At 64.9% G+C, this 12,119-nt stretch carries 15 protein-coding genes; 5 read left to right on the top strand and 10 right to left on the bottom strand.

Translation table 11 applies throughout. From position 1 onward, the window contains the following. Positions 1-3: 3 nt before the first annotated feature. From ACZK13_RS05080 to ACZK13_RS05090, 3 genes are all read left to right on the top strand, one after another. Positions 4-897, top strand: coding sequence for an RHS repeat domain-containing protein (locus tag ACZK13_RS05080; protein ID WP_478482321.1), 894 nt, complete (start codon positions 4-6; stop codon positions 895-897). Continuing rightward, positions 872-1,405 carry a hypothetical protein gene (locus ACZK13_RS05085; protein ID WP_253144205.1) on the top strand — a complete coding sequence of 178 codons (534 nt, stop codon included), beginning with the start codon at positions 872-874 and terminating at the stop codon, positions 1,403-1,405. The genes ACZK13_RS05080 and ACZK13_RS05085 overlap by 26 nt, the downstream gene beginning before the upstream one ends. Positions 1,406-1,474: 69 nt before the next feature. Further along, complete coding sequence (locus ACZK13_RS05090) at positions 1,475-1,777, top strand: hypothetical protein (protein WP_253144207.1); 303 nt, start codon at positions 1,475-1,477, stop codon at positions 1,775-1,777. Positions 1,778-1,953: 176 nt separating this feature from the next. On the opposite strand, the gene ACZK13_RS05095 is transcribed toward ACZK13_RS05090, so the two are convergent. From ACZK13_RS05095 to ACZK13_RS05115, 5 genes are all read right to left on the bottom strand, one after another. Beyond that, positions 1,954-3,210 (bottom strand): cysteine desulfurase, encoded by a 1,257-nt coding sequence (locus tag ACZK13_RS05095; RefSeq protein ID WP_253144209.1) that lies wholly within the window; start codon positions 3,208-3,210, stop codon positions 1,954-1,956. After that, entirely contained in the window at positions 3,207-4,469 is a 1,263-nt protein-coding gene (gene sufD, locus ACZK13_RS05100) for a Fe-S cluster assembly protein SufD (protein WP_253144211.1), read from the bottom strand. Before sufD ends, ACZK13_RS05095 begins: the two co-directional genes overlap by 4 nt. Next, positions 4,469-5,233 carry a Fe-S cluster assembly ATPase SufC gene (gene sufC / locus ACZK13_RS05105; RefSeq protein WP_019337095.1) on the bottom strand — a complete coding sequence of 255 codons (765 nt, stop codon included), beginning with the start codon at positions 5,231-5,233 and terminating at the stop codon, positions 4,469-4,471. The genes sufD and sufC overlap by 1 nt, the downstream gene beginning before the upstream one ends. A 74-nt stretch (positions 5,234-5,307) precedes the next feature. Further along, positions 5,308-6,783, bottom strand: a complete 1,476-nt coding sequence (sufB, locus tag ACZK13_RS05110) for a Fe-S cluster assembly protein SufB (RefSeq protein ID WP_043396952.1) — start codon at positions 6,781-6,783, stop codon at positions 5,308-5,310. A 17-nt stretch (positions 6,784-6,800) separates the two neighbouring features. Next, complete coding sequence (locus tag ACZK13_RS05115; RefSeq protein WP_005408436.1) at positions 6,801-7,256, bottom strand: SUF system Fe-S cluster assembly regulator; 456 nt, start codon at positions 7,254-7,256, stop codon at positions 6,801-6,803. Positions 7,257-7,465: 209 nt separating this feature from the next. On the opposite strand from ACZK13_RS05115, the gene ACZK13_RS05120 reads away from it, so the two are divergent. Further along, the gene (locus ACZK13_RS05120) at positions 7,466-7,933 is read left to right on the top strand and encodes an SET domain-containing protein (RefSeq protein ID WP_012479369.1); all 468 of its coding nucleotides are present in this window, start codon (positions 7,466-7,468) and stop codon (positions 7,931-7,933) included. 72 nt (positions 7,934-8,005) lie between these two features. Here ACZK13_RS05120 and ACZK13_RS05125 read toward each other — a convergent pair whose 3' ends face one another. The 4 genes from ACZK13_RS05125 to ACZK13_RS05140 form a co-directional block, all read right to left on the bottom strand. Next, complete coding sequence (locus tag ACZK13_RS05125) at positions 8,006-8,602, bottom strand: YceB family lipoprotein (protein ID WP_012510326.1); 597 nt, start codon at positions 8,600-8,602, stop codon at positions 8,006-8,008. Between the two features lie 81 nt (positions 8,603-8,683). Further along, complete coding sequence (locus tag ACZK13_RS05130; RefSeq protein ID WP_125894202.1) at positions 8,684-9,232, bottom strand: hypothetical protein; 549 nt, start codon at positions 9,230-9,232, stop codon at positions 8,684-8,686. Positions 9,233-9,287: 55 nt separating this feature from the next. Next, positions 9,288-9,596 (bottom strand): DUF3861 family protein, encoded by a 309-nt coding sequence (locus ACZK13_RS05135; protein WP_032129232.1) that lies wholly within the window; start codon positions 9,594-9,596, stop codon positions 9,288-9,290. Between the two features lie 254 nt (positions 9,597-9,850). Further along, complete coding sequence (locus ACZK13_RS05140) at positions 9,851-10,249, bottom strand: HU family DNA-binding protein (RefSeq protein ID WP_010483539.1); 399 nt, start codon at positions 10,247-10,249, stop codon at positions 9,851-9,853. A gap of 371 nt (positions 10,250-10,620) precedes the next feature. Here ACZK13_RS05140 and ACZK13_RS05145 point away from each other — a divergent pair, with 371 nt between their 5' ends. Beyond that, complete coding sequence (locus ACZK13_RS05145; RefSeq protein ID WP_005408443.1) at positions 10,621-11,052, top strand: OsmC family protein; 432 nt, start codon at positions 10,621-10,623, stop codon at positions 11,050-11,052. A gap of 162 nt (positions 11,053-11,214) precedes the next feature. Here the strand turns inward: ACZK13_RS05145 and ACZK13_RS05150 are convergent, their stop codons facing one another. After that, positions 11,215-12,093 (bottom strand): PhzF family phenazine biosynthesis protein, encoded by an 879-nt coding sequence (locus ACZK13_RS05150; RefSeq protein WP_478482322.1) that lies wholly within the window; start codon positions 12,091-12,093, stop codon positions 11,215-11,217. Positions 12,094-12,119: the final 26 nt, after the last annotated feature.

The following is a 12,119-nucleotide window of genomic DNA, read 5'->3' on the forward strand; positions in this document are numbered from 1 at the left end:
GCCATGAATGGACTCTCTTTGCTGTTGATTCGGGCGGTACTCGCGGTGGGGGTGCTGGTGGCCTGTGTGGCTCCGGCGGTTGCCCAGGAAGTGGTCGAGTACATCCACACTGATGCACTGGGTTCACCGGTGGTGATCACCGATGCCAGCGGAAACGTCATCGAGCGTACGGTGTATGAGCCGTATGGGGCGGTGGTGAATCGGCCGTTGAAGGATGGGCCGGGATATACGGGGCATGTGACGGACTCGGGGACCGGGCTGAGTTACATGCAGCAGCGGTACATGGATCCGCAGTTGGGGATTTTCCTGTCAACTGATCCTGTCACGGCCTATCAGCAGTCAGCTGAACAGTTCAATCGATTCAGATATGCAAATGGCAGTCCTTACAGATTTACTGATCCCGATGGGCGATCAGCTGCATTGGCATTTGAATTCATTGCCCCTGTCGTAGTCCTCGCAACTGGCTACTACATACTAACTACTCCTGAGCAGCGCGCAGACATGGGGCGTCGCCTGGAGGCTGGGATTAGGGGGGCAGTTAAGCAGAATCAGTCGAGTTCAAATACTCCGTCTGACAAGCCTATTGTTGATGATCTAGTTAAAGGGAAAGGACCTGCGCCTGGCGAGGCGGGTAAGAGAGGCGAGTTTGGTGGCGAGCCAGAGGGCGGCGATGCGGACTGGAAAAAAATGAAGGAGACCCCTGGCGTTACCGGTGACGACAGCAACCTTCAACTGCCCGGAGGGGGGGTGCAAACCGTCATGACAGCACGCGACCCTATCCTGATGGATTGGTTCCTAAGGGTACCGATACAATCAAGGTCTATGTTACCGGTAGTAAGATTCCGATCACTGTTAGATATCCGAAGAAGCCATGAACAATACATGCTGCTGGCCTGACTTCATCGCGCTGTCCCTCTCCAATGTGACCCCTCCTGATGTTCCCCTGCTCAGAGAGGACTGGGCAGGGATGGCGTTTGATCGCAACCTGTATGAGGATTTTGCTCCGAATGATGTTTGGGTGGCGTGGCTGAGCGCACTTTCGGAGCACTTTGAAGATATCGCGATGTGCGCGGTTCGATGTTCAGAGTGCTTCGACTGGGGAAGCCCCGTGGAAATTGAGCGAGGTCTGGATGGCCTGCGCTCCTACTGGCTCGAAGATGGGAACTTCATGCGTGATCATTATTTGTATTCGCATGATGGTCGCTGGGTTGTAAAGCTGGATCAGGACGTGACGTTGTTTGCGGGAGATGTCACTTTCCTTGCGAATGTTGTCGCGCGACTTGGTGGTGTAGAGCATGTCGAGAAGATGATGCGACGGGACCTGATTGGCACAGCTGAGGACGTAGTTGGCCTCGGTGGGTACGTCAAGGGTCTTCTTGCGCCATTGAGCGCATCGACTCCATAGCTGATTGCTGCGTAGAAGATTGGGTGTGCAGGTGCTATGTGATGGAGTAGCCTCAAAAGGAGGAGCTGAGTGCCAGGGTTTGTTGAAAGCTTCCCCATTTTGGCTTCCATTATTCTAGGTGCCATGTGGATAAACGCATTTGCGGCTCACAGGATGTTGCTGAAAATCGAGCGTGAACGGCCGGAAGTACTTGCTGCAGTCGGAATCATCAAGGTTGATTGGTGGCTTAGGTGCTTGCGCGGTATTGCAGTGCTTGCCCTTACTTCCAAAGGGCAGACGCTCCATCAGGGGGAACGGTGGGTGTTGAGGGGCGTCGTGATGATGTACGTCTTCTTGATTGCCTCCGGGGTATCCATGCTTGTTGGCATGTAGGGGACGGTGCCTCAAGGTCGTTGATGGTGGATGGATCGGCATTACGGTGAGATTGCCCGTTCCTGGCATCGCTCAGCGTTTCCCGGTTACACCTCTGCTTGGTTGCGTCCAGCGCGCAATAAAAAACGCCGCAGTTTCCTGCGGCGTTCTTGTACTTTCCTGGTTCTGGCGAATCCTCAGCCCAGCAGCTTCCGTACCTTGGTCAGCGCGGTCATGAACCGCTCGATCTCGGCATGCGTGTTGTAGAACGCCAGCGAAGCTCGGCAGGTAGCCGCGACGCCGAAGTACTGCAGCAGCGGGTGTGCGCAATGCTGGCCCGAGCGCACGGCCACGCCTTCCAGGTCGAGCAGGGTCGCCAGGTCGTGCGCATGCGCGCCATCGATCAGGAAAGAGACCACCGCAGCCTTCTCCGGCGCTTCGCCGATGATGCGCAGGCCGTCGACGCGGCGCAGCTCTTCGGTGAAGTGCGCCAGCAGTTCGGCTTCGCGGGCTTCCACGTTCTCCTGGCCAAGCTGCTGCAGGTAGTCGGCAGCCACACCCAGGCCGATGAAACCGGCGATGTTCGGGGTGCCGGCTTCGAACTTGTGCGGGGCATCGTTGAACACGGTGCCGTCGAAGCTGACTTCCTTGATCATCTCGCCGCCGCCGAGGAACGGCGGCATCGCATCCAGATGCTCGCGACGGGCCCACAGCGCACCGGTGCCGGTCGGGCCGCACATCTTGTGGCCGGTAATGGCGTAGAAATCGCAGCCGATCGCAGCGACGTCGACCTTGCGGTGCGGCACCGCCTGCGAGCCATCGACCACGGTGATGATGCCGCGCTTGCGCGCTTCGCGGCAGATCTCGCGCACCGGGTTGACCGTGCCCAGCACGTTGGAAACATGGGTGACCGCCAGCAGCTTGACTTCTGGGGTCATCGCCGCGCGCAGCGCATCCAGATCGAGTGCGCCGTCGGGCGTGATCTCGGCCACCCGGATGGTGGCGCCGGTGCGCTGCGCGACCAGCTGCCACGGCACGATGTTGGCGTGGTGCTCCATGCGCGTGATCAGGATCACGTCGCCGGCGTTCAATCGCGGCAGCGCCCACGAGTAGGCCACCAGGTTGATGGCGAAGGTGGTGCCGCTGCACAGCACCAGGTCGCTGGGCCGCACGTTGAGGAAGCGCGCCAGCTTGTTGCGTGCGCCTTCGTAGGCATCGGTGGCTTCGCTGCCCAGTGCATGCACCGCGCGGCTGACGTTGGCGTTATAGCGACGGTAGAACTCATCCACCGCGCCGATCACCTGCACCGGCTTCTGGCCGGTGTTGGCGTTGTCGAAATAGACCAGCGGCTTGCCGTGCACTTCACGCATCAGCAGCGGGAAGTCGAGGCGGACGCGGTCCCAGTCGGGGGCGCCGGTGCGTTCTTCGATCGGGCGCGGCGTGGACAGGTTCATGCCACACCCGCCTCGGCCAGTGCCTTGTCCAGGCGACGTGCCAGCTGCGCACGCAGTGCGTCGGGCAGGATCTTCAGCGGCTCGTGGCAGAACGCGGCGCTCAGCAGTGCCTGCGCCTGTGCCTGCGGCAGGCCGCGCGAGCGCAGGTAGAACAGCGCATTGGCATCGAGCTGGCCGACGGTCGCGCCGTGCGCGGCCTTCACTTCATCGGCGTCGATCACCAGCGTCGGCTGGGTGTCGATCTCGGCATCGGCCGACAGCAGCAGGTTCTTGTTGGACAGGTTGGCATCGGTGCCATCGGCGCCTTCGCGGATCTGGATGCCACCATGGAACACCACGCGGCTGCGGTTGGCGGCGACGCCGCGCCACAGCAGTTCGCAGGCGGTATCGCGTGCGATGTGGTCGATGCCCAGACGGGTTTCGACGTGGCGGCGGCCATTGCCAAGCAGCACGCCGTTGGCGGTCAGCTGGGCATTGTCGCCTTCCAGGCGCACGTTCAGTTCATGGCGGCTGAGCGCGGCGCCCAGTTCCAGGTCGACGCGGTGGTACTGCGCGTCGCGGGCCAGCACCGCGTCGGTGCGCAGGAAGCTGGTCTGGCGCGCGCTGCCGGCCTGCACGCGGGCGTGCTTGAGCACGGCATCACGGGCGACGTGGGCATGCAGCACGGTGTTGTCCAGGTGGGCGGAGTCACCCACGCTGAAGCGATGCTCGACCACGCCCAGGCTGGCGCCGGCACGCAGTTCGATCAGGTGACGGTGGTGCCAGGCCAGGTCGGTGTCGCCGGCGACGCTGGCGAACACCAGCTGCAGCGGCACGTCGACCTGTACGCCTTCATCCACGCGCAGCACCACGCCTTCATCGGCAAGCGCAGCGTTGAGGCGGGCGAAGATCTCTTCGCTGCGCTCGTAGCGACGGCCAAGGAAACGCACGGCGTCTTCGCCGGAGGCCAGTGCGGCCGACAGCGGCTGCAGCTGCACGCCGGACGGCAGGGCCTGCACGTCGCTCAGCGCGGCATCCAGGCGACCATTGACGAACACCAGGCGCGGCGCCGGGATGTCGTCCAGCAGCGTGGCGTCCAGCGCCGGGCCCTGCAGCGGTGCCGCAGCGAACGCACGGCGCTCCAGCTGGCGCAGCGAGGTGTACTTCCAGGCTTCGTTGCGGGCGGCCGGCAGGCCGTCGCGCAGGGCCGCATCCAGCACTTCGCGGCGCGCATCGCTGCCGCAGAAGGCCTGGGCCATCGAATCAAGCAGGGCGCTCATCAGACCGCCGCCTCGGGCACGACCCGGTCCTTCAGGAAGTCATAGCCGTGCGCTTCCAGTTCCAGTGCCAGCTCCGGGCCGCCACTCTTGACGATGCGGCCATCGGCCAGCACGTGCACCACGTCCGGCTTGATGTAGTCCAGCAGGCGCTGGTAGTGGGTGATGACCAGGAACGAGCGATCGGCGGCGCGCAGTGCGTTGACACCATCGGCCACGCTCTTCAGCGCATCGATGTCCAGGCCCGAGTCGGTTTCGTCCAGGATCGCCAGCTTCGGTTCCAGCACGGCCAGCTGGAAGATCTCGTTGCGCTTCTTCTCGCCACCGGAGAAGCCTTCGTTGACGCCACGGTGCAGCAGTTCGTCCTTCAGGTGCAGCACGGCCAGCTTCTGGCGCACCAGCTTGAGGAACTGCATGGAATCGAGTTCTTCCTCACCGCGCGCCTTGCGCTGGGCGTTCAGTGCCGCGCGCAGGAAGTAGGTGTTGTTCACGCCCGGGATTTCCACCGGGTACTGGAACGCCAGGAACAGGCCGGCAGCGGCGCGCGCTTCCGGGTCCTGCTCCAGCAGGTCGACGCCGTCGAACTGCACGCTGCCTTCGGTCACTTCGTAGCCGTCGCGGCCGGCCAGGACATTGCCCAGGGTGGACTTGCCGGCGCCGTTCGGGCCCATGATGGCGTGCACCTGGCCGGGCTGGACGTCCAGCGACAGGCCCTTGAGGATTTCCTTGTCGCCGATGCGGGCGTGGAGGTTTTCGATCTTCAGCATGGTGGGGGTTTCCGTGGGGCGGGCCGCGGCCCGCCGGTAAAGAGAATGCGTTTGCGAGGGGCAGGGGCGGGCGGTCAGCCCACCGAACCTTCCAGCGAGACTTCCAGCAGCTTCTTGGCTTCCACCGCGAACTCCATCGGCAGTTCGCGGAACACCTGCTTGCAGAAGCCGTCGACGATCATCGACACCGCGTCTTCCTGGCTGATGCCACGGGCGCGGCAGTAGAACAGCTGGTCGTCGGAAATCTTCGAGGTGGTGGCCTCGTGCTCGACGGTGGCGCCCGGGTTCTTCACCTCGATGTAGGGGAAGGTGTGCGCGCCACACTGCTTGCCGATCAGCAGCGAATCGCACTGGGTGTAGTTGCGCGCGCCATCGGCATTGCGGTCCACACGCACCAGGCCGCGGTAGGTGTTCTGGCCGCGGCCGGCGCTGATCCCCTTGCTGACGATCTTGCTCTTGGTGCGCTTGCCGACGTGGATCATCTTGGTGCCGGTGTCGGCCTGCTGGCGGTGATGGGTCAGCGCCACGGAGTGGAACTCACCGACCGAGTCGTCGCCCAGCAGCACGCAGGACGGGTACTTCCAGGTGATCGCCGAGCCGGTTTCGACCTGGGTCCAGGTGACCTTGCTGCGCGCACCACGGCACTCGGCACGCTTGGTGACGAAGTTGTAGATGCCGCCGACGCCGTTCTCGTCGCCCGGGTACCAGTTCTGCACGGTGGAGTACTTGATCTCCGCGTCTTCCAGCGCGACCAGCTCGACCACCGCAGCGTGCAGCTGGTTCTCGTCGCGCATCGGCGCGGTGCAGCCTTCCAGGTAGGACACGTAGGCCTTGTCCTCGCACACGATCAGGGTGCGCTCGAACTGGCCGGTGTGGCCGGCATTGATGCGGAAGTAGGTGCTCAGTTCCATCGGGCAGCGAACGCCTTTGGGAATGAACACGAAGCTGCCATCGGAGAACACCGCCGAGTTGAGCGCGGCGAAGTAGTTGTCGCCCACCGGCACCACGGTGCCCAGGTACTGGCGGACCAGTTCCGGGTGTTCCTTGATGGCCTCGGACATCGAGCAGAAAATGATGCCCTTCTCGGCCAGTTCCTTGCGGAACGTGGTGCCGACGGACACCGAGTCGAACACCGCGTCCACCGCCACGCCGGCCAGCTTGGCACGCTCGTGCAGCGGCACGCCCAGCTTGTCGTAGGTGTCCAGCAGTTCCTTCGGCACGTCATCCAGCGAGGCGTACTTCGGGCCCTTCGGCGCGGAGTAGTAGCTGAGCGCCTGCAGGTCGATCGGCGCGATCTCCAGCTTGGCCCAGTCCGGCATCGGCATGGTCAGGAAGTGGCGGTAGGCGTCCAGGCGCCACTGCGTCATCCACTCCGGCTCTTCCTTCTTGGCCGACAGGGCACGGATGGTGTCCTCGTCCAGGCCCGGCGGCAGGGAGTCCGATTCGATCTCGGTGATGAAGCCGGCCGAATACTTGCGGCCGAGCTGCTCGTGGATCTCGCGGTTGGGGGTGTCGTCGTGGGCGACGTTTTCGATGGTTTCGGTGGCCATGGGGGGCTGCCTACGGATCAGGAGACGACGTCGACAGCGATGGTGCGGCGCTGTTCGTCATCGGCAAGGGGGAGAGGGGGCAGGATCTGCGCAAGGGTGACATCGCGCAGGGCCTCGGAGACCACGTCGTTGATCAACCGCCAGCTGCTGCGCGCGCCGCACTTGGGCGCCATGCCGCACTGGTGGTGGTCGTGGCTGCATTCGGTCAGGGCCAGTGGCCCTTCCATCGCTTCGACCACTTCGAACAGCGAGATCTCGATGGCCGGGCGGGTCAGGCGGTAGCCGCCACGCACGCCGCGCAGGCCTTCAACCAGGCCGGCCTGGGCCAGCGGCTTGAGCACCTTGCTGACGGTGGGCGGCTCCAGACCGGTGAATTCGGCCAGCTCGGTGGCACTGAGCACCTCGCCCGGACGGGCGGCGAGCACGGTCAGCACGACGGTGGCGTAATCGGTGAGTTTGGTGACGCGCAACATGGGGATGCGAGTGGTTCTTAAAGCGGACTGAAATTGTACGCTTTTATTCGCCGCCATCCAACCCGGGCATTCAGCCGGCGCTGGGGCCGGGCCGGGAGGACACACCGGGGCCGTTGCCAGGGCGCAATGCTGCGCCAACGGGGTGATTTTCGCAATCACCCGGAATGGGCGAGAATCCCTGTTCCATTCGCTGCAAACAGCCCGTGCCGATGCCGAAGAAGATCCAAGCCCGCAAGTCCGCCATCCATGGCAACGGCGTGTTCGCCGTGGCCCCGATCAAGCAGGGCGAGCGCGTGATCCAGTACAAGGGCCTGCTGCGCAGCCACGGCGACGTTGATGCCGATGACAGCGGCGACGTCGAAAGTGGCCATACCTTCCTGTTCACCCTCAACGACGACTGGGTGATCGATGCCAACTACAAGGGCAATGACGCGCGCTGGATCAACCACAGCTGCGACCCGAACTGCGAGGCGGTGATCGAGGAAGACGAGGACGGCGACAGCCGCGGCGACAAGGTGTTCATCGAGGCGCTGCGCGATATCAAGGCCGGCGAAGAGTTGACCTACAACTACGGCATCACCCTGGCCGAGCGTCACACCGCCAAGCTGAAGAAGATCTGGGAGTGCCGCTGCGGCTCGCCCAAGTGCACCGGCACCATGCTGCAGCCCAAGCGCTGACCCGCAGCGGGTAGTGCCGGCCGCTGGCCGGCACACATGTGAAAAGCGTGCCGGCCAGCGGCCGGCACTACCTTACTTACCCAGGACGCCTGCCGGCACCAGGTTGCCCAGGTTCTGGTTGAAGGTGACCACCAGCTTGCCGTTCTTCACCTGCGCCGACTGCACCTGCAGGGCGCCGAGCAGGCCGGCCACGGCCGGGTCCAGCTTGTAGATCGGTTCGCGCTGGGCGTAGTCGCTCAGCCAGGCATTGAGCAGGCCGCGGGTGCGCGAATCGAGGCGACCGCCCTGGTTGGCCGGGGTGAAGTCATCCACGCTCGGCTGCTGCAGGTGGAAGCCCTGGGTCTGCGCGTCGTAGCGCAGTCCACTGCTGAGCTTCACCGTGCCCAGCTTGGCCGGGTTGCCACCGGCGGTGGCCAGTGCCACATCCATGCCCAGGTTCAACCGTTCGCCGGCCGGAAGACTCAGTTGCGGGTGACTCATGGTCAGGGCGATCAGGCCGCCGAGGGCGTCCTGGGTGCGCGGGAAGCTGCCATCGAGGTACTGCTGCACGTCGCTGGCGCCGACCGACAGTTCGCGGCCGGAAATGGAAGGGGCGGCCTGGGCGCCGATCGCAGCGGCGATCAGCACGGTGGAGGCCGCGAGGCGGGTCATCAGTGAACGCAGGCGCATGGCGGTGACCGGTGGATATGAATGGACGAATCAAAGAGTAGCCGTGCCGGCTGAATCGCGCGTGCATGCCGCTGCAACGGTTCAGTCCAGCGTTGGCCGCAGTTGCGCCGACTGGATCTGCCAGGCGCGGCCATCGGCACGGGGTTGCACCCGGTACCAGCCGCCGAAGCGGAAGGTGCCCTCAGGGGTCACTGCGCGGATCTGTACCGGAACCTCCAGCAGCTGCGGCGGCTGGTGACCGTCGCGCGCGATCGGTAGTTCGCTGGTCAGGCGCAGGCTGCGCACGTCCGTGAGCTGGCGCAATGCGGCATCGTCGGCGCGTCGTGCATCGCTGGGCGGGAAGGTCCACGCGGCGTCGACGGCCTTGCGATCGCGATTGAGCAGGGCCATGACATAGGCATTGAGCATTCCCGCCGGCAGCTCGGCCTCGGCCGCGACGGCGGCAAACAGGGGATCGACATCGATGGCCTGCACGGTCGGTGCATCGCCTTCTGCGGCGGTCTGTGACTTCGTGCGGGCAGCCGCCTCGGCCGTGGCCGACGGTGTGGCATCCGCTGGATCGGATTGCGATGTCGGCCGGGAACAGGCCAGCAGCACCAGCGGTGCGAGCAGTATCAGGAACCTGCGCATGTCTGCCTCCTCCCCGAGGCGAACGGAAGGAGGCAGTGTATCGGCTGTTCCGCGATCAGCGGGAGGAGGGCAGCTGTTCCAGTGCATCCAGCGCCGGCAGCACCTGCGTGGCGATGGCGGCCAGGGCATGGCCTTCGGTGTCGGCGTGGCGCTGCACGATGTCGCGCAGCAGCTGGGTGGCGATCACCAGGGTCGCGCGCTCGTCGCCGCTGATACCAGCGGTACGCGGTGCTGCTTCCAGCAGGCGCATCAGGTCGCGGCTTGCGCGATGTTCCAGTTCGATGGTGCAGCGCCCGGTGCACTGCAACCCGTCCTTTTCGATGGGGGTCACCGAGATCCGGTAGCGGGTGGAGGGGCTGGCCATGAGGGTGTGCTCGCCGTAGCTGTGGAGGATGTGCCCACCTTAGGCAAGGCCGTGCCCGGCGGCGATGGCCGGGGCTGCACGCAGTGTTCCACCCGGTACGTTCCGGGGCCGCAACGGACCACGCCCAGCCAATGGCGACGGGCCTGTACGCGCATTCCCGGGGATGCGGCAACGCTGTGTTGCGGGCTGTGGTTGGGACAAAAAAAACGGGACGGCCAGAGCCGTCCCGTCGGAATCCGCGTTGGGGCGCGCGCTTACAGCGCGGCGTCCTTCAGCTTCTTCAGCGGACGCACCTTCAGCTTGGTGGTGGCCGGCTTGGCAGCGAACCACTGCTCTTCCTTGGTGAACGGGTTGATGCCCTTGCGCTTCGGCTTGGCCGGCACATTGACGGTGGTGATCTTCAGCAGGCCCGGCAGGGTGAAGGAGCCAGCGCCCTTCTTGTGCACCGAGGAGGCGACGGCGCTTTCAAGCGAGGCCAGCACAGCGCGGACGTCCTTGGCGATGACGCCGGAGGCTTCAGCGATGTGTGCAACCAGGCCGGACTTGGTCAGCACTTCCTTGATCGGCTTCGGAGCGGCCGGCTTGGCGGCTGCCTTCGTCGCGACTTTCTTCACTGCCTTCTTCGGGGCAGCCTTCTTAGCGGTCTTTGCCATGGTTTCCTGTTCCGTGAACGGTTGGTTGTTTGGTCGGCGCCGAACCCCGTCGGCAAGCGCAATGTAGGGCAACTCTCGGGCGCCGCCAATAGCCCGAAGCGTGGAAAGTGCATGTTTTTTCATATCCAGGCCGATTCAGTACATGGCTGGCAGTGGGGGAAGGGGGTGTGGCAGCGCGCGCGATGGTCCGCGCCCGCCCATCGGAGGAATGCGCGAAACCACTGAAAACAAGGGAAAAATGCGCGCCGGCCTGGCGAAGAAGTGACCAGTTGTCCGGTTTCCGGTGGACCTGTGGCGTGTGGCGGAGCGACGCAGGGCTAACGCCTCCCGTGCGAGGGTGACCGTTCATCACCGTCACGCAGGAGCAGCACATGGGAATCTCGCGACACGCCACCGCGCACTGGGAAGGCGATCTGAAGTCGGGCAAGGGGCAGTTGAGCACGCCGCAGAGTGGGCTGCTGGACAAGACCCGCTACGGCTTCAACAGCCGCTTCGGCGACGAAAAGGGCACCAATCCGGAAGAGCTGATCGCTGCCGCGCACGCCGGCTGTTTCACCATGGCGCTGTCGGCCAAGCTCGGCGAAGCCGGCTTCACCCCGACTTCGCTGGATACCGAAGCCAAGGTCGATCTGTCGCTGGAAGGCGGCCCGCAGCTGTCGCAGATCCGGCTGAAGGTGAAGGCGGTGGTGCCGGGCATCGACGCGACGCAGTTCCGTGCGATTGCCGATGACGCCAAGCAGAACTGTCCGGTGTCCAAGGCGCTGAGCGCGGTGCCGATCAGCCTGGAAGCCGAGCTGGGCTGAGGGTAGTGCCGGCCGCTGGCCGGCAACCGCATGATGTCGAGGTCCAGGTAACAGCCGGCCAGCGTTATGGCGGCCTTCCTGGCCGCCACCCTCCGAGCCGTCGCATCCGACGTTGGCAGCGGCTCCTGCCGCTGCCTTCGGCTCTACCACCCCCCATCACAATCACCAATCAAGGGTGCCGGTAATCACCGTCTGCACCTGGCCACCGGACCAGACTTCCCCGTCTTCATCGACGAAAAGGGTCAGGCGCGCGTCGTGGCCGACTTCGCGGCCCTGGCTGACTTCGAACGGTGCGCGACCACGGGGCAGCGCATCGCGCAGGTCCAGCCATGCGGCCAGCACCGCATTGGCAGCACCGGAGGCGGCGTCCTCGAAGCGGCGTCCATTGCCGACGAAGGCACGTACCGCCAGATCGAAGCCCTCGCTGCCATCGCTGAAGGCATAGGCGAACACGCCCATGCTGTCGGTGGACTCGGCCAGTGCGGCCACCGCATCCCAGTCCGGTTGCAATGCGCGCAATGCGGCCTCATCGGCCACCTGCACCACCCACCAGCTGCGTCCGCCCTGCATCCGCGCCGGCGGCAGGGAGCCCAGCGGCCAGTCCTTCAGCGCCGCCTGCAGGCGTGGATCGGTCGCCTCGGCAGTCTCGGCCAGCTGCGCGCGCGGCGTGCGGATGGCGATGCGCTGCTGCGCACCCTCACCGCTGACCCGCAGCGGCAGGGCACCGGCAATGCCGTCCTGTACCAGCACACCATCGACCGCTGCGGCCAGGCCGGCCTGCAGCACCGCATGCGCGGTGCCGACGCTGGGGTGGCCGGCAAACGGAACTTCCTTCTGCGGGCTGAACATGCGCAGCCGGTAACTGGCACCGGCGACCTGCGGCGGGAACACGAAGGTGGTTTCGGGCAGGCGCGTCCAGCGCGCGATGGCCTGCATGCTGGCGTCGTCCAGGCCCTCGGCATCGAGCACCACGGCCAGCGGATTGCCGGCGCCGGCGCGCGGGGAAAACACATCCAGCTGCAGGAAACGGCGGGTGGACATCAGGCGGCACTCCAGTAAACAGGCCG

This window comes from Stenotrophomonas sp. 99219_Sma (assembly GCF_056480785.1).